We start from the raw sequence: 21350 nt of genomic DNA, 5'->3' as shown, positions 1-21350 counted from the left end.
GTAGGAGATGGGCGATGTTTAAGCGCATGTTTCCGAATAACGTCACAGAAGCAGGCTAGAGCGCTTGCTGATTTTTAAACGGTGTACGTAAGAAAAAGCCCGACGCTGGGATCGGGCTTTTCGGTTCGTGATGCGGGACGTTAGCCCAAGTGTTCCTGATCCAGCAGAATCGCACTGTCCAGGGTTTCCAGCAGGGCCTTGCGAACTTTCAGCTTGGTGTTCTTGTGGGCGTTCATGTTGATTTTCTTCAACTGACGCGCCGCCTCCAGCGCGGCCTCCTGCAGTTCCTCGGTCGACACCACCTTATCGAGGAAACCGGCATCCACTGCGCTCTGCGGGTTGAACATCTCGCCATTGATGACCGAGCGATGAAACGCGGACTTGCGCAGACGATCACGGGCCAGTTCGATACCGGCATGGTGCATGGTCATGCCGATCTGCACCTCGTTCAGGCCGATGCTGAACGGCCCGTCCACACCGATGCGGTAGTCCGCCGACAGCAGCAGGAACGCCCCTTTGGCCACCGCATGCCCGGGGCACGCGACAACGACGGGGAAGGGGTGCGACAACAAGCGACGGGCCAGGGTCGAACCGGCCGTGACCAGGTTCACTGCTTCCTTGGGGCCGGCGGTCATTACCTTCAAATCGTAACCGCCCGACAAAATCCCCGGTTGCCCGGTAATGATCACCACCGCCCGATCCGCCACAGCCTGATCCAGCGCAGTGTTGAACGCGACAATCACGTCCGGCGAAATGGCATTGACCTTGCCGTTGTTCAAGGTCAGGGTCGCGATACCGTCTTCGAGATGGTAAGCAATCAGGTCGCTCATGACGCTATTCCTTGTAAGAGAAGTGACGCAGACGTTACCCACCGCCGCTGGCCAGGTAAAGGGCCGTGACTGACTCGCCGGTCAGCCCCAAGCCTCACAAACAGCCTGGCTCGCCCAACCGGCCGCGTCTTCATCTATAGAGTTGCGCATACACACACCCGGAGATTGGCCGGTTTGCCATGCCCCGACGCGTTTGAAATGCCCGATCACCTTAACCGCATGAAAATTCTGAAAAAAACCTTTGCCATCGGAAAAGCTTTCGACTACATTAGCGCGCCTCGACAGACTGAAACAGTTTGCCGAGACACGGTGAAGTGTCCGAGTGGCTTAAGGAGCACGCCTGGAAAGTGTGTATACAGGAAACTGTATCGAGAGTTCGAATCTCTCCTTCACCGCCACATTCTACAAACACAAACCCCTGATTTTTCTAGAGAAAGTCGGGGGTTTGTGGTTTTTGGCGTCTGAAAAAGGGCGGTATGGACAGATATGGGAATGGAGGGTCGTGTTTCCCTGTGAATAGCTACCGGCGGCTTAACGCCAGGCGAATACCCAATCCAATAAACGCCATCCCCACTATTCGGTCCATCCAAAGTCTTATGCTGGGTCTTGAGCTAACTGCTTTTGAGGCTTTAGCGGCTAGCAAAGCAACACCTAAATCGTTGATAAAACCAAGCAAAACAAAAACCGCACCTAGGGTAAGGAAGGCTGCTGTCTTGTCAGGACTGTCCGGCGCTACAAACTGCGGGAAAAAGGCAATATAGAAAAGCAGGACTTTTGGATTCGAGGCGTTTGTTAAAAATCCTCGGAATAAAAGAATTTTACCAGGCAGAGAAGGTACTGAGGCGTTCATCTCAGATGAGGCTTTAGTCAATAGCAGTTTCACACCCAAATAAACCAGGTAAATCCCACCTAGATACTTAATTGCAATGAATGCGGAGGGAGAGGCCGCTATCAGTGCTGTGAGCCCAAATGCGCAGCAAACGGTGTGTAGGCACCCTCCTAAAGCGACCCCCAGTGTCGATAAGATACCCGCTCTGCGCCCATGCACTACGCTTTGGCCTGCTACATAGGCAATGTCTGGCCCCGGGGTCGCGTTAAGCGCGATGACGGCTAATACGAAAAGCGGAAACTGAACTATACCGAACATGAGAACCCCTTTAGGCAAAGGTGGCCATATATAATATCTATGCGTAGAGGACCTTGCCTCTGCCTCGGACCATAGCAGGAATTTCCTGAGCCGGTTTCACCGTTTATTTCAAATAGGCCCTCACATCGGCGCTCCTGGCGTTCTAGGGTTTCGCCAGGCACTCTCAGATCGCCTGGGGCCGCTTGACCGGGAAGGATACGAAAGGCTTGATTTCCTTGAGCACGAACATGCTCTGCATTTCCTTGATGCCAGGTAACTGTCGAACCACGGTCATGGCAAAGTCAGCAAACGAATCAAGATCATACGCCACCACCTGCAACAGGAAGTCGGCGTCGCCACCTATGCTGTAGCACGCCACCACATCCTCCAGTTGCATGACTTCCTGCTCGAATTTCTTTGCTTCGGCCTCGCTGTGGTGGTCGATGCTGATCCGTATGAACACCATGACCCCCAAGCCGATCTTGCGTCGGTCCAGCACCGCCTTGTAGCCCTGAATATAGCGATGCTCCTCCAACTGCTTCACCCGACGCCAGCAGGGTGAGGCCGACATACCGATAAGGTCGGCCAAGGCCTGGTTGGTGACCCTACCGTCCTGTTGCAGGGCTGTAAGGATTTTGACATCTGTCAGATTCAATGCCTGCTCGGTCATAAATTTCACCACACCATGAAAATTTGAAAAATTTTACCTATTTCAATGGAGATGGCAATGAGAATAGATGATTTTTTCCGGTTTAAAGGGGTTAGTATTTTCCTACTTGTTAACTTTGGAGGCTGGTCAGTTAATAAGTTAATTGTTCCACTTTAATCGTCATGCAAATAGATATCGGATGGTTCTTTAAGTGACCAATCGAGTGGCTACTTACTTTGTGACGTGGCCTGTTGGGCTGGCTTGAGTGGTACATCATTCGAAGCGCTGAATAAGTATTGACCGTCGTCGAGTCTCTTTTTTGAAACGGCCTTTTTCAGAGCTTCCTTATGGGTTGCCACAGAGATTCTAGGGAAGGAAAAAATCATGTGCCAAGGTGATTGCTAATGCTATTTGGAGTCGGACGAATACAAAGCCTACAAGGAGATTGAGGCGCTGATCGGCCACTGCACGCCTGAGCAAGCCTGGGCCATGTATTACTTCTCGGCCGGGGAGGTGCGTGAAAACATAACCTTGGCGGTGATGGAACACATCGCCAGGGGGAATAAGGCACTGCTGCTTGAGTTCCCCGAACTTGCACCGGTTGGAAAGGGCGATTACGAATCGAGTTAAGGAAACTCTGTGGCGGTATCCGAATGCGCAGTGAACCTTGCGTGCCAGAGGCGTGAGCCTTCGCCAAACACTGCTAATTAATTACCTGAGGGGTGCGACATGCTCGATCTGACACAAGTACTGAGCTATTCAGTGGCCCTGGGCATCGCCGCGGCCATTCCCGGCCCCGGCATGGCGGCGCTGGTGGCGCGGAGCGTCAGTGGGGGGGCGATATCAGGTTTTTGCCTGCTGGCCGGGTTGATCCTCGGCGATTTGACCTACCTGTCATTTGCCGTTTTTGGCCTGGCGATGATTGCCGAGCACTTCAACGCGTTGTTTCAACTGGTGCGTTGGGGCGCGGCACTTTACCTCTGCTACCTGGCCTGGCAGTTCTGGTTCGCCAACCATCAGGCGATTGAGGTGGGCAGCCCGGCGAAGAAGAAAGAGCTGTTGTCGGCGGCGATTTCCGGATTGACCATTACCTTGGGTAATCCGAAGACCATTGCTTTCTATCTGGCGCTTTTACCGCTGGTGATCAACTTGGAGAGCATTTCCTTGCAGAGCTGGGGACTGATGCTGGTGCCACTGACCATCGTGGTGTTACTGAGCGTCGGCGCGCTGTTCATCTTCGCTGCTTTGCGCATCCGGCACCTGCTGTCGAGCCAGCGCGCTCAACAAAAGTTGTTCCGCGGCGCGGCGGCGATCATGGTGGTGGCGGCGGCATCCATGTTGGTTCGCTGAGCTGCCTGGCTTGAAGTCGGCTCTATGCTTTCGATATTCCAGGCACATCCATATTGATCTTGCGCCAAGCGGCTTCCGAAAAGCTGTAGACCGAAAAGGCGATCAGCCCCAGGGCCATCACCATCAAAACCATACCTCCAGCCGGCAGGTCCTGAAGCGCATTGAGGGCGTCTTTCATGCCGGGTGGGTCCATGGCTTTATAAGTCGAGCCGCTGAGTATCAGTAGCAGGGCGATTTCAATAAAAACGACCCCTCGGGCGATAAGACCGAACCGCGACACCGGACGCACGTATCGCATGACCTCTTCGTCAGCTTCAAAGTACTTCTCGAACGATGCCTTCCAGCCCTTAATGATGTGAGCGATGCCTACGCCAAGTGGGACGAGTGCGATGAGGTAGAGCAACAAGTTCGAGTGATCCCAAGACAACAAGCGCGCCAGTAAATCCTGGGTTTGTTCCCCGCCGGAGCCGCCCGAGCTTTTGAGACCGCTGATGAGCAGGCTCAGTGCAAAAAACGCCAGCGCGCCGTTGACCAGGCCTCCCGCCAACAAACCTGCCCGAATCACCAAGCCTTTGAGTTCTTTGCCGTGATGATCCACGTCGCGGGTTGCTTGCAACACACGCCAACCGGCAAAGGCGAGCAGACCTGTCACCACTAGTCCGACTAAAGCATGGCCCAATGGCTGGCTTAACAATGCCTCCAGGCTGCTGTGGCTATCCTTCGGGTTGGCCGAGTCTTGAGCCGCCAGCAAGGCAAAGATGCCAATGATCAGGTAAATAACGCCTCGAGCGGTATATCCGCTGCGGGCAAGTACAACCAGGCTTTGTTGTGGGGACATAGGAGCAAATTCCGCAGAAGTCATACAGGAGCAGACCGATGGCGTTGCGAGGGGTTCGATTGAGGTTCAGGGGGTGAAAATAGTCCTTATTTCTTCAGATCGCCGGGGTTGCTGGCGTTATAAAAAACGGCTCGTTAAACAAAACAGTGATGCACGGCAAGATGGCAATCGGGCTATTGCTCGCCCTGTCGCCTGCGCGCAGGCTCGGTCTGGTGAAGATAGACAGCAAAGGTATCCCACGGCGGGGTGATCGAACGCTGCCAGAGAATCCGGCCAATTTCACCCCGGTGATAACCGCCATGCAGCACAACGTGGGTCAGCATCTCTTCTCTGGACATGTAACCCTGGTCACCGTCGGTAAAGGTAAAGGGTAGGGTCTCGGACAGATTTACGGACGAGCTGTTTCGCAAGTAGTCCAGATACCATTGATCAGAGATCGTCACGGCAGTACACAGCTCATCCAGCGTTGGTGTTTCGGCCGTGTTATCGCAAATATAGGTATGCGGCGTGCCGCTTAGATGCGCGGCAAATATTTGGGCCACGACATGAGCGTGGTTGATCAGGCGCAAGGCGGTATGCAGTTCCGTTCTGTGCTTTTGCTCATCCAGAGTGCCCAATTTTTCGAGCAAGTCTTTATTGGCCCACGCATGATAACTATAGAGTTTCTGCAACAAGATGCTCATAGCGGTCGGTCCTCCCGAGTTGCGCAGAATGTGAGTAATGTTTTCATATTCTGTAGGAGGGGATTTTGTTGTCTACTCGCATTGCAAAACAGGGATCGATGATGCGCAAGGAACCACGCCAAGCCCGCTCCCGTGCAACGGTTGAAACCATCATCCAGGCAGGGGCTCGCATTTTGAGCGATGAGGGGTGGGCAGGATTCACGACCAATAAGGTTGCAGACCTTGCCGGAGTGAGCATCGGCTCGCTGTATCAGTATTTTCCGGACAAGCTCTCGTTGGTCGATGCTATTCGCAGCGGCCACCTCAATGATTGCCTTACTGTCATGCGAAAAATCAAAGCCAAGGGGCTGTCACCGGTGCAGTTCGTGACGAACCTCGTACACGCCATGATCGCTGCTCATAGCATCTACCCTGGGCTACATAGGGTATTGCTTGATGAGGCGCCAAGCTCTGACGACTACCGCAACCCCAGCAGTGAGTTTGAGATCGAGTATCTGGCCTACTACGCAGAGGCCGTATCCACCTATCGGAACCGACAGCCCAATAGTGCTGATCACATCACCGCGCTGATCATTTCCGATGCGATTGATGGCGTCATCCATAACGCGGCACGCCGTGGTCTGTTGGGAGATCCCGCGATACAGAGTGAACTTATCCGTTTGGTCAGCCAATACATCGCAGGCGAAGACGCCAGTTGTGCGTAGGAGGATTGCCAGCTATCGCGCCGGGCCCGCCGCAGGAGCGCTCTGGCGAACATAATAATTGTCGAACTCGCTGCTTTCGACGAATTGGAAGCCGTGGCGAATGTAAAAGCGATTCGAAGCGCTTTCTTTGAGAGCACCCACTCTTATCGGTAGCGCAGCAGCGTCCGCCGTTATGAAAATCTGAGAGAGAACCGCAGAGCCTATTCCTGATCCTTGCGCGGTCGGTCTTACATACAAATGGTCAAGCAAGAGTTCATGGTGGTGATGCTTGACCACAACGAACCCAACCCTCTCTCCCAACACCTCGATGTGGCAGGTGTCGCGAGGTTCGAAACCGCTCAGAAACCGCTCGCGCGCGCGTACTGGATCAAATCGACCCACCCGTTCCAGGCTTTCGCGCATGGCCTCAATTCGAATGCCAACAAGATCCTCCCAATCGCTTTGTTGAGCGGGGACCAAAATGACGGGGGGATTTTGACTGGGGGTGAAGGATTCACTCATGTAACTCGAAAGGTCAAACCGATAAACGTGCTCTGTCCCTTCGTGTCCAGAGAGAGGGTCGATCAAGAAGCCACACCGTTTGAGTACTTTTGCCGAGCCGATATTCTCAGCGTACACGTTGGCAACTAGTTGTCTAAGCCCCCAATGCCACTGAGCTTCTTGGATCAGATGCCTCACCGCCAGCGTTGCCAGTCCCCGTCCGCAAGCGCTTTGAGCAATCCGATAACCGACTTCTGCCGACCGCTCGGACATGTCGATGCCTTTGAGGTTCGCTCGACCGACTATTTCTCCGCCAGCACCCTCAATGACAAATGGGTGCCAGGTTCCGGCAGCAAAGTCAGATAAGTAAGCCGCGATGTGGTCGGTGACGCCCTGCACCGAGTAAAAAGCAGAACCGCGCGCATCAATGTGGCGCTCGAACCATTGGCGATTGTCCAGTTCGAATTTCAGCAACGCCTCGACATCAGTAGTGTGTAGCGTACGAATTCTGACAGGCTTCATAAGGTCGCTCTCTTTTCTGCTAGAACTACTCGGATCATTGTGCAGTGGAACAACAGGCCGCTCTTGCCGATTGCAGTCGTTCGAAGCTTGGTGTCCGCCCCGTGGGTTTGACGCTCCCCTGGATAATTGGCATAGTTTGCTCGTTTGTGATTATTTGTGCTCGATTATGCAGGCTGTTAACTCATGACTTCAACTCACGAAGCGTTTCCCGGCGAACGCCAGCAATTGATCCGCGAGCGTCTTGCCCGGTACGGCCGGGTAATTGCTGCTGATTTGGCCAGTGAATTCAATGTGTCCGAGCACTCGATACGGCGCGATTTGGGCGCCCTGGCAGCGGCGGGGTTGTGCAAGCGCGTCTACGGCGGCGCAATACGCTTGCCCGCCGCTGAAGGGCCGATGGAGGTTCGAGTACGGCAAGACTCCGTGCGCAAGGACAGTCTGGGCCAGGCGGCTGCCTCGTTGCTCAGCGCAGGCCAGCATGCCTTTATCGATGCCGGGTCAACCAACCTGGCCATCGCCTGCGCCATTGATCCACGACTTCAGCTGACCCTCACCACCAACTCACCGTTGATTGCGGTGCAGTTGATGAAGCTGCCCTGCGCCAAGGTCATTGTGTTGGGTGGCTGCTTGAACCCGGTAGCGGGAGGTGCCATCGGGCTGACGGCTGTACAGCAATTGCGGCAGTTCAATTTTGACTTATGCTTTCTCGGCGCCTGCGCCATCGACCCGGACAACGGCATCACGGCGTTCGGTCTGGATGACGCTGAGTTCAAACGCGCGGTTGTCGCGGCGAGCGGTCAGGTGGTGGTGGCCGTGACCAATGAAAAACTGTCCAGCGTTGCTCATTATCAGGTGGCGTCGTGTGAAGAAGTTGCAGCCCTGGTGGTGGAGCACGACGCGCCCCGTGAGCGGCTGGATCCTTTTTCAGGCAGGATTTCCAACGTCATGACTGCGGCCTGCGAGCAGCGCGGAGCGCAAGAGCAGGCTTGAGATAGTTGCGGTAGCACGAACGACAACGGGCCCCCCATTGTCCGCCAAGGGATTTACGTCTAGTTTGCTGCCCCATCATAAGTACAAAAAAATCAGGAGTCATTGATGCAACCGATTCGTCTCGGTCTGGTGGGCTACGGCAAGATTGCCCAGGATCAACACGTTCCAGCTATCCACGCCAACCCCGCGTTCCAGTTGGTGTCCGTTGCCACGCAAGGGCAGCCCTGCGCCGGGGTGGAGAACTTTAAGTCCTTGGGCGAGCTGCTCGAAAACGGCCCGCAGGTCGATGCGATTGCGTTTTGCACACCGCCGCAAGGTCGATTCGCATTGGTGCAACAAGCGGTGTCCGCTGGCAAACACGTTCTGGTAGAAAAGCCGCCATGCGCCACCTTGGGTGAAGCGATGGCGTTGGTCAGTCAGATACAGGAGCAAGGCGTCAGCGGCCTGTTCGCCTGGCACTCGCGTTACGCACCCGGCATCGAAGCCGCCCGTGACTGGCTGGCCACCCGGACTTTGCAAAGTGTAAAGATCGACTGGAAGGAAGACGTGCGCAAGTGGCACCCCGGTCAGGCGTGGATCTGGCAACCCGGAGGCCTGGGCGTTTTCGATCCCGGCATCAATGCCCTTTCGATTGCGACCCATCTGCTGGCGCTGCCGCTGTTCGTTGAGTCTGCAGACCTGCGCGTCCCTGGCAACTGCCAGTCGCCTATCGCCGCCAGCATCAAAATGTCTGACGAGCGCCAGCTCGATATCCGTGCGGAGTTCGATTTTGACCACGGTCATGATGAACTCTGGAGCATTGAAATTCGCTGCACCGAAGGCATCTTGCGACTGGACAATGGTGGCGCACTGTTGAGTATCAACGGTGTGCGCCAGGCCGTTTCGCAGGAGGGCGAATACGCGGCGGTGTATCGACATTTTCAACGGCTGATGGGTGACAAGGCCAGCGACCTGGACCTGCAGCCGTTGCGACTGGTCGCGGACAGTTTTTTTGTCGGCAGTCGGACGTCGGTTGAGCCGTTCTACGATTAGCCGTCGTTCAGGCATAGGCAGCAACTGACGCCCCGGGCGCCTTCAATTATTTCGTGGTGGTGAAACCGAACGCCTGCTCTTGCAGACTCGCTTCTATCTGCGCAGCCAATTGTCTGATGGCCGGCGAGAGGTGTTCGCCACCGAAGTGAAGCACGTAGCCCAGGGTCGGCACCGGGGGTAAGCCGCAAATGACGGTGAGATAGCTCGGCAGCCCAATGCGGGTTCGCAGTGTCAGGCCCAATCCCGCCGCAACGGCCGCCCAGATTCCGCCCACGCTAGGGCTGGTCAGCGCGATTCGCCAGGGCATTCGAGCTTCATCCAGAGCCCGGATGGCGGCACTGCGCAGCACGCACGGCGCGTCGAACATGATCAATGGCAGCGTTAAGTCAGCGAGGCTTTTCAGCGGCGGCATGTCACGAGCGCCAATCCAGTGCATCTGTGTCTCACCCAGGCGGGTGGCATGGGGAGACGTATGCCCGGTGTCCCAAGTCAACGCCAGATCCAGGCCATCACCGTCGATCAGTGCGAGCAGTTCAGCATTTCGCCCGATCCTGACTTCGAGGCGCACCCTCGGGTAAGCCTGGACGAAGCGTCGCAGGATGTCGCTGAGAAAGTGTTCACCAAAATCTTCCTGAAGCCCGAGGCGTACCGTCCCGGCGGTTTGGCTTTCATGAAGGGCCTGGAAAATGCTGTCGTTCATGTCCAGCAATCGGCGGGCGTGGCCGAGCAGTGATTCACCTACCGGCGTCAAAACCAGGCCCCGCCCGGATTTTGCCAAGATCGGGGCGCCAATTTTCTCCTCAAGTTTTTTAAGTTGCGCGCTCACGGCGGAGGTCGAGCGACCGAGTCGATTCGCTGCTTTGGCGAAGCTATTGAACTCCACGCCGGTGACGAAAGTTCGCAGTACCTCAAGATCAAAGGTTGGGTATCGCATCCAATGGTCCATTATTTCGGGATGGTAGCGACCATTAAATCTGATATTCAGGATTGTTTCGACTTGATACTTTCCCCCGTCGATTGGTTATCCAGAGGGCAGAGTCATGAAGGCGTCCACGGGGCTGAGCCTTCTGTGAGCAACCGACGCCCATCGTCACAGTTCAGGAGTGAGCGTTTATGCCGTATACACGTATTTCACTGCACCGGGGGAAGTCCACCGAGTATTTAAAGGCCTTGTCACAAGGGTTGCATGATGCATTGGTAGAAAGCTTCGAAGTACCGGCGAACGACCGCTTCCAGGTCATTCACCAACACGACGCGGGTGAGTTGATATTTGATCCCGACTACCTGGCTGGCCCACGTAGCCATGACTTTGTGCTGATAGCGATTACGGCGGGTCGCCCGCGTAGTACCGAGACGAAACAGCGCTTCTATCGCGACCTGGTCGAACGGCTGCGCCTCGCGCCGGGAGTCGACCCTGAGGATGTCATGGTGGTGATAACCACCACTGCGGCAGAGGATTGGTCGTTTGGTGGTGGGCGGGGCAACTAGTCTTCGAAAGCCAAGGCAACCTTCAGCCCTCAGCATGTCAATTCCGTCAGGGTGAAATCGCTGAAGGCATTTCGCTTTGGGCAGGGTTTGAATCAACACGGGCGCAACGCTTCTGTCCGGTCCCTGCCATGCAGTTTCACTGGTAGCATTGTTGCAATACCGGCATGAGGTGAGCAGCCTCGAAACATCGGAACCTGAAAGGAGCGGATAGCTGTGAAGTTTGATATCACCTCGGTACGTAAAGATTTGGCTCCCTCTGGCGAGTTGCGGGTCGCGATCAATCTGGGCAACCCGGTCCTGGCGCAACGTGATGCAAGCACCGGGCTTCTCGCGGGTGTGTCAGTCGCGTTGGCGAACGCATTGGCAGAGGAACTCGGCCTCTTGGCCTGCCTGACACCATACGATGCCGCCGGCAAGGTGTTCGCGGCGATGGAGGATGCGTCATGGGACTTGGCGTTCCTGGCCATCGAGCCGGTGCGTGCGCAGAAGATCGCCTTTTCGAGCCCCTACGTGTGCATCGATGGCACCTACCTGGTGAGAAACGAAAGCACATTCCAAAGCGCATCGGAACTCGACGCGCACGGTACCCGCATTGCAGTGGGGCATGGCGCTGCCTACGACTTGTATCTGTCTCGAACCCTGACGCGAGCCGAACTCGTCAGAGCGCCGACATCGGCAGGTGCTGTCGATGCCTTCCTGGAGCAGGGGTTGGACGCGGCGGCTGGCGTTCGCCAGCCTTTGGAGCGATTTGCGAAAACGGCTTCAGGTGTAAGAGTCCTGAGGGACAACTTTACGCAAATCCGTCAGGCGATGGCTGTGCCTAAAAACAGAGTGATCGCGGCGTCGTACATTCAAGACTTCATCAATCGTCACCTGCGAAATGGTTTCGTCAGCAAAGCGTTGGCTGAAAGTGGCGAGAGTGATGCACAGGTTGCACTGCCGGTCGCAATGTAGTCCCGTTACCGAAGGGCGACTTTTCAGAGCTGACATCGTCCTCAGTCAGCTCTAAGTCCCCCTATCGGTTCAGTGGGGTGTGGGCTGTTCAGCGGCGCCACGACCCTGCGGGTAATTCGACCTGCCGCTGGGCGGCTGCCAAGGCCACCTTCAGCCCCTCTTTATCCAGAGGTATGCAGTAAGCGGGTTTGGCCCGTTCGAATCGCCAGCTTTCATCAAGGCTGCCGGCATCTACCGCGTCGAATCCAATCTCGTCCAGCAACTTGATCACCAACGCTTTTGCCGCCGGATCATCTGCCGCGATGGGCAGTGCGCGGCGGTCGGGAGCCGCTTTCGGGCGTGCGTCCTTCAGCAGGTCCCCGGCGAGGATTGCATTGAACACCTTGACCACGCTGGAGTGGGGCAAGTGCTCGGCGAGCAGGCGGCTGGTGGTGGTTTCGAAGCGGTCGAGCGCGCCAATGTGACCGTCGCGCTCGGGGTAGTAGTTGTTGGCATCGAGCACGACTTTGCCCTCTAGCCACTTGGCCGGCACGCGTTGGTAATGCTCAAGCGGAATGGCCACGAGTACAACGTCGCCAAAGTGTGCCGCGTCCTCGACAGTGCCAACCTGACTGCCAGCAATGCCACTGAGCACGCTGCTCAGGGTCTGTGGCCCACGTGAATTGCTGAGCATTGCCTCATGTCCCGCCGCGATGGCCAGTTGCGCCACTGCACGGCCGATGAAGCCTGCCCCAATAATGCCGATACGCATGTCTGTGCTCCATGGGTTGGTAAGAAGGATTGATGATGATTGCCAACCAAGAGAAGATAAATAATCATCGATTACTTAGTCTCGTTACCAGGAGTATTGAATGATGGATCGCCTGACGAGCATGGGGGCGTTTGTGATGGCGGCGGAATCCGGCTCCTATGCCAGCGCCGCCGAGCGATTGGGCCTGTCGCCGCAGATGGTGGCCAAACATGTTGCCGCGCTGGAGCAACGGCTAGGGGCGCGGCTGCTGAACCGTACCACCCGCCGGCAGAGCTTGACCGAGCTGGGTAGCGCCTACTACGAACGCTGCAAGCACATTTTGAGCGAGGCTCAGGCGGCCGACTCCCTTGCGCAGATCATGAACGACACCCCGCGCGGCAAACTGAGAATCAGCGCTCCCGTAACGTTCGGCTCCTATAGCCTCATGCCCTTTGTGACAGAGTTTTTGCGCCAATACCCAGAGGTCGAAATCGATCTGCATTTGACCGATCGTTTCGTCGATCTGGTGGAGGAGGGGTATGAAGTGGCTTTCAGGATTGGCCCAGTGGCCACGTCCAGTCTGACCGCCAGGCCGTTGGCGCCTTATCGATTGGTCGCCTGTGCGGCACCCCGCTATCTGACCGACCGCGGAGTGCCGCAAACACCGGGTGATCTGGAGAACCATGAGTGTCTGGGGTACGCCTATTGGTCCCGGCCGGCCGACCGCGAATGGATATTCTGCAAAGGTGCTGCAGTTGAACGGGTACAAGTCGCCAGTCGATTGCAGGTCAACGAAAGCAAAGCACTGCTGTCGGCAGCACTGGACGGGTTCGGAATTGTTCTGGGTCCCGAAGACTTTCTCGATCCCGCATTGCGCAGCGGCGAGCTGGTTCGACTGTTAGCTGATTACGAGGCACCGAGCCGACAGATGCATTTGCTCTACACGGCCAATCGTCAACGAACAGCCAAGCTCCGACGATTTATCGACGCTGTGCTCGCCCGCTTTGGGGGGGCTTGAACGGCTGTTTCGATGGATTTTAGTGGCCCGGACCAGTACCCCAGAACACGAACAACCGTGGCGAGGGAGCTTGCTCCCGCTCGGCGGCGCAGCCGTCGTAAACCCGGCTGATTCGGTCTGCCTGAACGATTGAGCCATCCCATTTGGGGCTGCTTCCTAACCCAGCGAGGGATAAATCCCCTTTTGCTTCATTGGCTGGCAGCTTTTGGCGATTCCTGCTCCACACCAGCTCTACAGCACACCAAGCAGAAGCTCAGGTCATGAGAGCTATAAAATCGAGGTAGCCGACAACGATGAGCTTTTCATTATCAACGGAGAAAAATTTGAATCACAAACTTATTGCCTGGGCTGGGAAGAAGGAGACGAAGTTCTATTTCTAGAGGGAAGTCCGGTCGGTGCCTGTACAAGCGCAGAGTTTCTAAACCTGAGAACAGGCGAAAAGTGCAATGCATGGTGCGAGTAGCCGCATCTAACAAACTATTCCAGCCGGTGATCTGACTCCGCTTCGGCCCGGCAAACCCGCGGCTGAACCTAGACGTTATGAATGTCTGCAAAGCCGATCGCTGCCTGCCGTAACGGGCAGTAATCGAACCACCCGGTGTTTGCTGTTGACCCAGAACACTTCTTTAGCGCGCTCAACTGCTGCCAAAGCATCAACGCGAACAGGTCACCCGGCTGTTTAAAACTAGGGTGCTAAAACATATTCATGAAAAATCTGCGGCCCATGTTGGCCATCGATTCTGCTGGTAAATCCCATACTGACTGACAAGCCGTGCATCGCCTCGTTACCTGACGAATCCATTGACGAGATTTTGCTGAAACCTTCGCGAGTTGCGGTGTCCATCAAATGTTGTAACAGCGCCGTGGCGACCCCTCGTCGTTGCCAGCGGTCAACCACAGCCACGGCGAACTCGCAATGAGCATCGCCTTCATACGCCCCGTAGCGAGCAGTGCCGACTTCAATGAGCTGATTGCCTTCGTATGCCAGAGCAAGGTACGCCATGCGATTGTGCAGATTGATGTCCATGAGCTGGTCGTGGGGTTCGACCAGATTGCTGAACGAGGCCAGAAAATGAAAATGCGGTTTGCCTTTGCCTAGCTCGTTGAAAAAGGCCAGATCCCGGTCTCGATCTGTTTCTGCCAATTCACGAATCAGTAGGGGTGTACCGTCCGCCAGGGATTCCACCCAGTATTCGCCGGTCAGCCCTTCCGTTTCATCATTGAAGCGTTTGTTGATGCTTGCGTCATAAGACATGCGATGAACTCCGGCTCATTTATGGGACCTCTCATTCACCCTAGTCTCATGCGAGGTTAGCGGGAGCAATAACTGCTCACTGACAGGTTTAAGAGACAGCCGGTATTGCCGCCGGCAATCAATACAAACGCATCACTCGTCCTGACGAATGCCTGCTTCTGGCCAATTGGTGCATATCGCGATGGGCAGCAACCCAAAGCGGCCGTTCGCGACGAGCCTGTGGCGAAGTAAACATCCTTTCAACGGATTATGTGGAAGAGTGGCATGAACCATTCCTCATTACTGCCCAAGCATCAAGCTGCGCCAATGATTGTCGGCGGTTTGACAGGCGTGACTTCTGGTTGCAGCTGTTCCTGTTTTTGTCGGTTTTGCGTGGTCGGCTCATTTGGTTCGGGTGACGGATCCTGATGCGCGACAGGATGCGCATTTCTACTGGCATTTGTGTGGGGCACCTATTTGATCGTTAGGGTGACCTTGCCTTTTGATCTGCCCTGTTCGACATACCTCAACGCATCTGCCGTCAACTCAAAGGAGAAGGAACGGTCAATGACCGGCTTGATAACACCTGCCTCGATGAGGGGGGTGATTTCTCGCAGTTGCGCGCCGTTTGCGCGCATAAACAGGAATGTATAGCTGACCTCATGCTTGCGTGCTTTTCTTCGAATACCGCTGCTCAGCAGGCGCATGACTTGCCTCAAACCCCAGGACAATCCTTGCTCCTGGGCGAACTGCGCTGTCGGCGGTCCCGAAATGGAAATGAGCTGGCCACCCGGCTTCAGAACCTTGAGCGACTTCTCCAGTGTGTCGGTGCCCAGGCTGTTTAACACCACGTCATAACCGTGTAACTCACTTTCAAAGTCCTGCTGTGTGTAATCGATGATCACGTCCGCCCCCAGTGCCTTCACCCACTCGACATTTGGGGTGCTGGTGGTGGTCGCGACAAAGGCTCCGAGGTGTTTGGCGAGTTGGATGGCAACGGTGCCGACACCGCCGGAACCGGCGTGAATCAGTACCTTCTGGCCCTTTTTCAATTGGGCGGTTTCAACCAGCGCCTGCCAAGCTGTCAGAGCGACCAAGGGGATGGAAGCGGCTTCAGCCATGCTGATATTGGACGGTTTCAGCGCGAGCGCATTTTCGTTCACGGCAATCAGTTCAGCAAAAGTCCCGATTCGTTCTTCAGGAGGGCGTGCATAGACTTCGTCTCCTGGCTTGAATTGCTTTACCGCCGAGCCTACGCGAACCACGATCCCGGCCAGGTCATTGCCCAGTACCAACGGAAATGAATAGGGCAGGATCAGTTTGAATTCGCCTGTTCTGATCTTCAAATCCAACGGGTTCACGCTCGTTGCATGCACCTGAATCAAGACGTCATGGACACCTACCGCAGGGTCGGGCACTTCGCCAATCCCCCCATTCTGCTTGCCGTAGCGGTCGATAAAAAATGCCTTCATGATGATGCTGCTCTCGTCAGTGCGAATGGGGGGCCTGCTCTAAAAAGGTCAGGCTTGGACTTGGTATCGTTGCGCAACAGCAGACTGCCTAATCTGCGACAGTAGCGCCTGACGCGCTGTTTGCAAGGCATCCCAGCGCTCTCCTTCATGCAGTGGTGGAATGGTCACCGGCTCGCGACGATCAAAGCCGACCAGCGCGGCATCGACCAGATCATCCACTTCCATGACTTCGCTCAGGGTATTGATGTCGACGCCGGCGCGATCCCAGATCTCTGTACGGGTAGCAGCAGGCAGTACGGCCTGCACGTAAACGCCCTGGGGTGAGAGCTCCAGGCTAAGTCCCTGGGAAAGGAACAGCACAAACGCCTTGGTCGCCCCGTAGACCGTCATGCCGAACTCTGGAGCCAGACCGACCACCGAGCCGATGTTGATAATCGCGCCGTTGCCCGCTTTGGCCAGGCGTGGAGCGATAGCACTGGCGAGGCGTACCAGCGCGGTCGTGTTGAGTGCTACCAGATTCGCGACACTGTCGGTGCTCTGATCGATGAAGTTGCCGGACTGCGCGGCGCCGGCGTTATTGATGAGGATGCCAATACTGGCGTCATCGCGCAGGCGAGCTTCGACGCGCGTCAGATCGCTGAGTTGGGTCAGGTCCGCTTGAAGCACGTCAATGGCGACGTTCTGTTCGCTGCGCAACTTGTCTGCAAGCGTTTGCAGACGCACATGGTCACGGGCGACCAAGACCAGATTGTGCCCTCGCTGGGCAAAGCGCTCGGCGTAAACAGCGCCTATGCCGGTGGAAGCGCCAGTGATGAGAACGGTGGGATGAGTGGTCATAGTGTTACCTCTTTTTCAGGGATATCAATAGGGCGCTGATGAGCGCAAATGAACCGAGATGTCGCTTTTTAATTATGATGATGATCGAAATCTAAGCTGTCAACGCAATTTGATTATGCTCAACATCTATGTATCATTGGCGCATGATTTCTGAGCGGACACGAGGTATTGCAGTGAGAGTCACCAAGGCCCAGGCGCAGGCAAATCGCAAGCACATCGTCGAGACAGCTTCTGTGGTGTTTCGCGAGCGAGGTTTTGACGGCGTAGGCGTGGCTGACCTTATGGCGGCTGCCGGATTCACCCACGGAGGGTTCTACAAACATTTCGGCTCCAAGGCTGACCTGATGGCCGAGGCTTCCGCCAATAGTCTTTCCCGGTCACTGGCCAGTGCCGAAGCACTTGATGTTCAGGGCTTCATCGATTTGTACGTGTCGAGGGATCACCGGGACGGACGCGGTAGCGGTTGCACCATGGCTGCTTTGTGTGGCGATGCTGCGCGCCAGTCGGACGAGCTGAAGGTGGCGTTTGCCGAAGGGATAGAGGGCATGCTGCAGACGCTGGGAGAAAAATATCCAACGGGGCCAGATGCGGCGCCGGGGGAAGAGAGGGTGAAGATGCTCGACATGCTGGCGCGTGCTGTCGGCGCGATCATGTTGTCGCGTGCTTGTCCGGATGACTCGTCTCTGGCCGATGAAATACTCGAGGTCTGCCACGCTCAGATGACGGCATCATTGCGTGCAGTCGGGGAGTGAACCGTAGGGGAGGATAGACGGGCGTTCACAAAGCGTGCCTGCCTCGATATCGTCAGCTCTCAGAGGAAACGATGGAGTCGTGACTGGATTCAGCCGCTAGCTTCAATCGGTCAGCTTTACTAATGTATTTAGACTTGCTTGGCGGTGCCAATTTGGCACTGGCCTTTTTGGCGTGAGCCTTTAATAACTGCTTTATTTTTTTACGACGATTCATGTTTTGTTACTCGGTTTGTGAGTGCTTGAATGATACTACGCGCTCCCCACCATTGCAGCGGGGCATGAGTGGCACTGGATGAAGCTGGAGCAGCGCTTTACGTTGCTCCTGATGGGTAGTTTCCGAACTGCTGAAGAGCGTTGGAAGGGGATACCATTTAGCCGATGGGATCTCTCGGATAATCTCTGGAGCTTTTTGAATGAATACAGATGAAGCGCTACGACAGCAGGTGCTTGAAGAGCTGAGCTGGGATTTGGCATTGCAGGCCGAGCAAATTCTGGTTCAAGTGTCCGAGGGGATCGTGACGATTTCTGGCAATGTGCCCAGTCACGCCGAGAGGTGGCACGCCGAACAGGCTGTCTCCCACGTGTCGGGGGTTGTGGATCTGATCAACAACATCGAGGTCGTACTGCCTTCGAAGCATGTGCGCACGGACAGTGATATCGTCGCCGAAGCCGTCTCGGCATTGCAATGGAACACGTCGCTGGCAGACCACCGAGTCAAGGTCAGTGTGTCAGATGGCTGGCTGGTACTCAGTGGTGAAGTGGATACGGAGCATCAGCGCCAGACGGCGGGCTATGCGGTGCGCTACCTGCGGGGTGTCAGGGGAATCAGCAACGATGTCGTTGTCAAACATCATGCCTCTCCAGATACGATCAAGACAGATATTGAAGCCGCCTTCAGGCGCAGAGCAATCATCGATGCCCAGGGTATCGACGTGAGCGTGCATGAGGGGCAGGTCACGCTTTCTGGCGTTGTATCGTCTCTCCCCGAGCGCGAGACGGCCCGCCTGACTGCATCGGGTACTGCTGGCGTCCAAAAGGTTGTCAATAACCTGGTGGTATCGGCAGCCAGTCAAAATCCTGATACGTAAAGCAGGACCAGGTGCCGTCATTCGCGGTTTTCATGGGGCAGCGGACACTCCATTGCCCATCTGGTCTGTTGCTGTCAGGGTATTTGCTCGCCAGCCGCCATGGCTATGCGGGCCAATTCAGGGATGGACCTCGCCTCAGTCCTGGCCATAATCGAGGCTCTGTGTTTTTCAACGGTCCTTTGACTGATCCCCAGGTCGACAGCGATATTTTTGCTGGGTTGGCCGGCCAGTACCATCTCCATAATCTGTCGCTGACGTGCCGTGAGGCTGGCGATATGGTCAATGGCTGACTTGCGGCGAGTTTTGGAAGTCTCGGTTTCCCGATGAATGAGCAAGGCGTTCATCACGCTGGTCAGTACATCCTGGAAACGAAACGGCTTTTCAATAAAATCGCAGACGCCAACTTTCATCGCGTCGACGACTGTTGCAATGCGGCTGTTACTGCTGATCATGATAATCGGCAGTTCATCACCTGCAGCTCTTAGCCGGCCCACCACCTCAAGCCCACTGATTCCTGATATGTGCGCATCAACAATCAGGCAGGCCTGTTGCTCCCTGGCGTAACGGTCGAAAAACTCTTCAGAGCTGCAACAGTCCTGTACTCCATAACCATGAGCCTCTAACACCCTGCGTAAGGTTTTGCGCAAAAAATGGTTATCGTCCACCAAGTACACCACCGGATGAAGGCCGTGATTCGGTGAGAACCCGGCCTGTTCCTCAGGAGGCGTCCTCAGTGCGGTTTCGATGGTAAAGAGCAGCATCTTCAGGCCAACGGGCTTGCGAAGTTGCAGGCAATTCCCCGCCAGGATCGATTGGGAAACCTGTTTTCTTGTGTCGGCGGTCAGCACGATAGCGGGTGTTATTCGGTTGAATAAATCTCGTATTTTTTGCATGAGTTGGACGCCGTCCATCTGCTGTTCAAACGAGTACTCCGTCAAGACCAGGTCTGGTTGAATACCCGACTGGGCTATCCACTCCAAGGCAGTGGTGGCATTACTGGCAGTTGCAATCTGATACCCGCGCATACCTAACGTACGACTTAGCAGGTCACGCAGCCATCCATCTGGTTCGACGATCAATACCAGGCGAACGAGCGCCTTGTTCAATCTCTGAACGGCCTGTGTTCTTATCGCCGGGGCGGGAGCTGTCGGGTGGAATAATGAGGCGGATAGCGGCACGCTGATGGAAATGAACGTGCCTTTTCCTGGCTGGGTCTTGACCTGTAATTGGAGATCTAACATCACACCCAGTTCGTAGACTGAATGCGCGCCCTGGTTGCCAAACGAATCGCTCAGGGAGGCGTTGTTTTCTGGTGTCGACAACATGCGCAACGCGTCGTCGCGTTTTCCGGCCCCCGTATATCTGAGTTCTATGCTGACCCACTCTGAGTGCCACCTGCAGCCTATCAGCAGGCGCTCGCCATTGGCGCTGGTCATAATGCTGAAAATCAGACTGCTGAGCATTTGTCTGAGGTAATCGGGATGGCTTCTGACCCGCAGCGAACTGGGAACGATCCGAGTCTGGATTTGCTGTATGACAGCCACCGGCAAAAGGTCTTCTGCCAACTGGCTGAACATGTCTTGTAGAGAGAAGTCCTGTGCATTCTGTTGGCCGATACTGCCTGCAGCGCGGTTCGACTCGAGCCCCACACTGAGTCGATCGAACAGAATCTCCACGGTTTCACCCAATTGTTCGAGCAGGCCCCGTGTCGATGAGATGGGATCGAATTCAACCGTCTCAAGTTGCCCTGCAATCAGCGCGATGGATTGTGCTGGCTGACGAAGTTTTTGGTCGATGCAGCGCCAACGTTCAACACGGGACATAGAGTGGGGTGACGGGTGTGCGCGAAGGTGGGTAAGTGCGCTACTTAAGTGACGTACTTCGTTCGTTTCCGTAAAGATCACCACGACGGTATTCGGCTTATCCTCCCACGGCGGACAATATTTGATGGTGCACTCGAAAGAGCGCCCATCTTTCAGCGCGATGACTGTTTTTCGTAACGCAGTGCTTCGTACCGTTTGTTGAACGTCGGTCAATAAATGGAGGGTTGCCGCCCTGAAGCAAATATCGGCCAAGGGGCGGCCCAGGTCGCTGGGCTGGATACCTAGCAGATCCATCATTGGTGGTGTGAAAAATACAATGTCGAGGTTGCTGTCGAGGAAAAGCACAGGCGCGGCAATCTGACACAATACCTCTTGGATGGATTTCTGATTGAGCGTTCGCAAGCAGGTCGTCAACATCCGGTCGTTATAGAGCCTGGCCAGGTGCCTTGGTTGTTGATCCACCAAAGACGGTTTTGCAAGTGTCTTGTCCGGCAATGGTTCTTCCGGGGTGTATCGGCTTACTCGCATGATTAATCTTCCTGACAAGAGGCGATGTGGAGAGACCTGCTTTGGATGCTATGCCCTTTGAAAGCCGATTTAATTGATCTATGTAAGTAATTCCCGAGCCTATCTGTCTTTAACCCCGGTCGGCGTGTCGTCAGAAAACATGCCGTTACGGTAGCTGCCCCTATATCCCTCAATCGTGAGCGTGATGCACGCCAGTACGCACCATTGAAGTGCGCCCACGGT

The 21350-nt window shown here is 55.5% G+C and carries 23 protein-coding genes, 1 tRNA gene and 1 pseudogene; 11 read left to right on the top strand and 14 right to left on the bottom strand.

Annotation, left to right across the window (positions count from 1 at the left end):
- Positions 1 to 140: 140 nt before the first annotated feature.
- On the bottom strand, positions 141 to 830 hold the full coding sequence (locus tag ACA047_RS20925) for a crotonase/enoyl-CoA hydratase family protein (RefSeq protein ID WP_497352543.1): 690 nt from the start codon (positions 828 to 830) through the stop codon (positions 141 to 143).
- A 308-nt stretch (positions 831 to 1138) separates the two neighbouring features.
- On the opposite strand from ACA047_RS20925, the gene ACA047_RS20920 reads away from it, so the two are divergent.
- Positions 1139 to 1228 (top strand) — tRNA-Ser (locus tag ACA047_RS20920).
- 122 nt (positions 1229 to 1350) lie between these two features.
- Here ACA047_RS20920 and ACA047_RS20915 read toward each other — a convergent pair.
- Both ACA047_RS20915 and ACA047_RS20910 read right to left on the bottom strand, forming a co-directional pair.
- Positions 1351 to 1977, bottom strand: a complete 627-nt coding sequence (locus ACA047_RS20915; protein WP_497352541.1) for a LysE family translocator — start codon at positions 1975 to 1977, stop codon at positions 1351 to 1353.
- A 163-nt stretch (positions 1978 to 2140) separates the two neighbouring features.
- Entirely contained in the window at positions 2141 to 2626 is a 486-nt protein-coding gene (locus tag ACA047_RS20910; protein ID WP_497352539.1) for an Lrp/AsnC family transcriptional regulator, read from the bottom strand.
- Between the two features lie 390 nt (positions 2627 to 3016).
- On the opposite strand from ACA047_RS20910, the gene ACA047_RS20905 reads away from it, so the two are divergent.
- Positions 3017 to 3235, top strand: coding sequence for a hypothetical protein (locus tag ACA047_RS20905; RefSeq protein WP_497352537.1), 219 nt, complete (start codon positions 3017 to 3019; stop codon positions 3233 to 3235).
- A 99-nt stretch (positions 3236 to 3334) separates the two neighbouring features.
- Positions 3335 to 3955, top strand: a complete 621-nt coding sequence (locus tag ACA047_RS20900; protein ID WP_497352535.1) for a LysE family translocator — start codon at positions 3335 to 3337, stop codon at positions 3953 to 3955.
- Positions 3956 to 3977: 22 nt separating this feature from the next.
- Here ACA047_RS20900 and ACA047_RS20895 read toward each other — a convergent pair whose 3' ends face one another.
- Entirely contained in the window at positions 3978 to 4793 is an 816-nt protein-coding gene (locus ACA047_RS20895; protein WP_497352533.1) for a DUF1206 domain-containing protein, read from the bottom strand.
- A gap of 173 nt (positions 4794 to 4966) precedes the next feature.
- Entirely contained in the window at positions 4967 to 5476 is a 510-nt protein-coding gene (locus tag ACA047_RS20890) for a DinB family protein (protein WP_497352531.1), read from the bottom strand.
- A gap of 68 nt (positions 5477 to 5544) precedes the next feature.
- Between ACA047_RS20890 and ACA047_RS20885 the strand changes: the two genes are divergently transcribed.
- Positions 5545 to 6180 (top strand): TetR/AcrR family transcriptional regulator, encoded by a 636-nt coding sequence (locus ACA047_RS20885; RefSeq protein ID WP_497352529.1) that lies wholly within the window; start codon positions 5545 to 5547, stop codon positions 6178 to 6180.
- A gap of 12 nt (positions 6181 to 6192) precedes the next feature.
- On the opposite strand, the gene ACA047_RS20880 is transcribed toward ACA047_RS20885, so the two are convergent.
- Together ACA047_RS20880 and ACA047_RS20875 are read right to left on the bottom strand one after the other, a co-directional pair.
- The gene (locus tag ACA047_RS20880; RefSeq protein ID WP_497360472.1) at positions 6193 to 6681 is read right to left on the bottom strand and encodes a GNAT family N-acetyltransferase; all 489 of its coding nucleotides are present in this window, start codon (positions 6679 to 6681) and stop codon (positions 6193 to 6195) included.
- 6 nt (positions 6682 to 6687) lie between these two features.
- Positions 6688 to 7182 (bottom strand): annotated as a pseudogene (locus ACA047_RS20875) (GNAT family N-acetyltransferase); the annotation flags it as partial.
- Between the two features lie 183 nt (positions 7183 to 7365).
- Here ACA047_RS20875 and ACA047_RS20870 point away from each other — a divergent pair.
- Both ACA047_RS20870 and ACA047_RS20865 read left to right on the top strand, forming a co-directional pair.
- Complete coding sequence (locus ACA047_RS20870; protein WP_497352527.1) at positions 7366 to 8172, top strand: DeoR/GlpR family DNA-binding transcription regulator; 807 nt, start codon at positions 7366 to 7368, stop codon at positions 8170 to 8172.
- Positions 8173 to 8277: 105 nt separating this feature from the next.
- Complete coding sequence (locus ACA047_RS20865) at positions 8278 to 9204, top strand: Gfo/Idh/MocA family protein (RefSeq protein WP_497352525.1); 927 nt, start codon at positions 8278 to 8280, stop codon at positions 9202 to 9204.
- 46 nt (positions 9205 to 9250) lie between these two features.
- Here ACA047_RS20865 and ACA047_RS20860 read toward each other — a convergent pair whose 3' ends face one another.
- Entirely contained in the window at positions 9251 to 10138 is an 888-nt protein-coding gene (locus ACA047_RS20860) for a LysR substrate-binding domain-containing protein (protein ID WP_497352523.1), read from the bottom strand.
- 179 nt (positions 10139 to 10317) lie between these two features.
- Between ACA047_RS20860 and ACA047_RS20855 the strand changes: the two genes are divergently transcribed.
- Together ACA047_RS20855 and ACA047_RS20850 are read left to right on the top strand one after the other, a co-directional pair.
- Entirely contained in the window at positions 10318 to 10692 is a 375-nt protein-coding gene (locus ACA047_RS20855) for a tautomerase family protein (RefSeq protein WP_497352521.1), read from the top strand.
- Positions 10693 to 10905: 213 nt separating this feature from the next.
- Positions 10906 to 11646 (top strand): transporter substrate-binding domain-containing protein, encoded by a 741-nt coding sequence (locus ACA047_RS20850; RefSeq protein ID WP_497352519.1) that lies wholly within the window; start codon positions 10906 to 10908, stop codon positions 11644 to 11646.
- Positions 11647 to 11734: 88 nt separating this feature from the next.
- Here ACA047_RS20850 and ACA047_RS20845 read toward each other — a convergent pair whose 3' ends face one another.
- Complete coding sequence (locus ACA047_RS20845; RefSeq protein WP_497352517.1) at positions 11735 to 12397, bottom strand: NADPH-dependent F420 reductase; 663 nt, start codon at positions 12395 to 12397, stop codon at positions 11735 to 11737.
- A 100-nt stretch (positions 12398 to 12497) separates the two neighbouring features.
- Here ACA047_RS20845 and ACA047_RS20840 point away from each other — a divergent pair, with 100 nt between their 5' ends.
- Positions 12498 to 13394, top strand: coding sequence for a LysR family transcriptional regulator (locus ACA047_RS20840; protein WP_497352515.1), 897 nt, complete (start codon positions 12498 to 12500; stop codon positions 13392 to 13394).
- Between the two features lie 685 nt (positions 13395 to 14079).
- Here ACA047_RS20840 and ACA047_RS20835 read toward each other — a convergent pair.
- From ACA047_RS20835 to ACA047_RS20825, 3 genes are all read right to left on the bottom strand, one after another.
- Positions 14080 to 14649 carry a GNAT family N-acetyltransferase gene (locus ACA047_RS20835; RefSeq protein WP_497352513.1) on the bottom strand — a complete coding sequence of 190 codons (570 nt, stop codon included), beginning with the start codon at positions 14647 to 14649 and terminating at the stop codon, positions 14080 to 14082.
- A gap of 452 nt (positions 14650 to 15101) precedes the next feature.
- A complete protein-coding gene (locus ACA047_RS20830) occupies positions 15102 to 16100 on the bottom strand; it encodes an NADP-dependent oxidoreductase (protein ID WP_497352511.1) in 999 nt (332 codons plus the stop codon).
- 48 nt (positions 16101 to 16148) lie between these two features.
- Positions 16149 to 16937, bottom strand: coding sequence for an SDR family NAD(P)-dependent oxidoreductase (locus ACA047_RS20825; RefSeq protein WP_497352509.1), 789 nt, complete (start codon positions 16935 to 16937; stop codon positions 16149 to 16151).
- Positions 16938 to 17110: 173 nt separating this feature from the next.
- Between ACA047_RS20825 and ACA047_RS20820 the strand changes: the two genes are divergently transcribed.
- Positions 17111 to 17689: a TetR/AcrR family transcriptional regulator gene (locus ACA047_RS20820; protein ID WP_497352507.1), complete on the top strand. Its 579-nt coding sequence runs from the start codon at positions 17111 to 17113 to the stop codon at positions 17687 to 17689.
- Between the two features lie 52 nt (positions 17690 to 17741).
- Here ACA047_RS20820 and ACA047_RS20815 read toward each other — a convergent pair whose 3' ends face one another.
- Entirely contained in the window at positions 17742 to 17903 is a 162-nt protein-coding gene (locus tag ACA047_RS20815) for a DUF2986 domain-containing protein (RefSeq protein ID WP_461966011.1), read from the bottom strand.
- Positions 17904 to 18102: 199 nt separating this feature from the next.
- Here ACA047_RS20815 and ACA047_RS20810 point away from each other — a divergent pair, with 199 nt between their 5' ends.
- Positions 18103 to 18777: a BON domain-containing protein gene (locus tag ACA047_RS20810; RefSeq protein ID WP_497352504.1), complete on the top strand. Its 675-nt coding sequence runs from the start codon at positions 18103 to 18105 to the stop codon at positions 18775 to 18777.
- 74 nt (positions 18778 to 18851) lie between these two features.
- Here the strand turns inward: ACA047_RS20810 and ACA047_RS20805 are convergent, their stop codons facing one another.
- Positions 18852 to 21128 carry a response regulator gene (locus ACA047_RS20805; RefSeq protein WP_497352502.1) on the bottom strand — a complete coding sequence of 759 codons (2277 nt, stop codon included), beginning with the start codon at positions 21126 to 21128 and terminating at the stop codon, positions 18852 to 18854.
- Between the last annotated feature and the right edge of the window lie 222 nt (positions 21129 to 21350).

It is taken from the genome of Pseudomonas sp. LBUM1664, assembly GCF_059695895.1.
This window is presented reverse-complemented; position numbering and strand designations above follow the sequence as displayed.

Bases quoted from the DNA above. Each gene is read 5' to 3' on its own strand.
- ACA047_RS20925 (WP_497352543.1), bottom strand. From the start codon at position 830: ATGAGCGACCTGATTGCTTACCATCTCGAAGACGGTATCGCGACCCTG.
- ACA047_RS20915 (WP_497352541.1), bottom strand. From the start codon at position 1,977: ATGTTCGGTATAGTTCAGTTTCCGCTTTTCGTATTAGCCGTCATCGCG.
- ACA047_RS20910 (WP_497352539.1), bottom strand. From the start codon at position 2,626: ATGACCGAGCAGGCATTGAATCTGACAGATGTCAAAATCCTTACAGCC.
- ACA047_RS20900 (WP_497352535.1), top strand. From the start codon at position 3,335: ATGCTCGATCTGACACAAGTACTGAGCTATTCAGTGGCCCTGGGCATC.
- ACA047_RS20895 (WP_497352533.1), bottom strand. From the start codon at position 4,793: ATGTCCCCACAACAAAGCCTGGTTGTACTTGCCCGCAGCGGATATACC.
- ACA047_RS20890 (WP_497352531.1), bottom strand. From the start codon at position 5,476: ATGAGCATCTTGTTGCAGAAACTCTATAGTTATCATGCGTGGGCCAAT.
- ACA047_RS20880 (WP_497360472.1), bottom strand. From the start codon at position 6,681: ATGAGTGAATCCTTCACCCCCAGTCAAAATCCCCCCGTCATTTTGGTC.
- ACA047_RS20870 (WP_497352527.1), top strand. From the start codon at position 7,366: ATGACTTCAACTCACGAAGCGTTTCCCGGCGAACGCCAGCAATTGATC.
- ACA047_RS20865 (WP_497352525.1), top strand. From the start codon at position 8,278: ATGCAACCGATTCGTCTCGGTCTGGTGGGCTACGGCAAGATTGCCCAG.
- ACA047_RS20860 (WP_497352523.1), bottom strand. From the start codon at position 10,138: ATGCGATACCCAACCTTTGATCTTGAGGTACTGCGAACTTTCGTCACC.
- ACA047_RS20855 (WP_497352521.1), top strand. From the start codon at position 10,318: ATGCCGTATACACGTATTTCACTGCACCGGGGGAAGTCCACCGAGTAT.
- ACA047_RS20845 (WP_497352517.1), bottom strand. From the start codon at position 12,397: ATGCGTATCGGCATTATTGGGGCAGGCTTCATCGGCCGTGCAGTGGCG.
- ACA047_RS20840 (WP_497352515.1), top strand. From the start codon at position 12,498: ATGATGGATCGCCTGACGAGCATGGGGGCGTTTGTGATGGCGGCGGAA.
- ACA047_RS20835 (WP_497352513.1), bottom strand. From the start codon at position 14,649: ATGTCTTATGACGCAAGCATCAACAAACGCTTCAATGATGAAACGGAA.
- ACA047_RS20830 (WP_497352511.1), bottom strand. From the start codon at position 16,100: ATGAAGGCATTTTTTATCGACCGCTACGGCAAGCAGAATGGGGGGATT.
- ACA047_RS20825 (WP_497352509.1), bottom strand. From the start codon at position 16,937: ATGACCACTCATCCCACCGTTCTCATCACTGGCGCTTCCACCGGCATA.
- ACA047_RS20815 (WP_461966011.1), bottom strand. From the start codon at position 17,903: ATGAATCGTCGTAAAAAAATAAAGCAGTTATTAAAGGCTCACGCCAAA.
- ACA047_RS20810 (WP_497352504.1), top strand. From the start codon at position 18,103: ATGAATACAGATGAAGCGCTACGACAGCAGGTGCTTGAAGAGCTGAGC.
- ACA047_RS20805 (WP_497352502.1), bottom strand. From the start codon at position 21,128: ATGCGAGTAAGCCGATACACCCCGGAAGAACCATTGCCGGACAAGACA.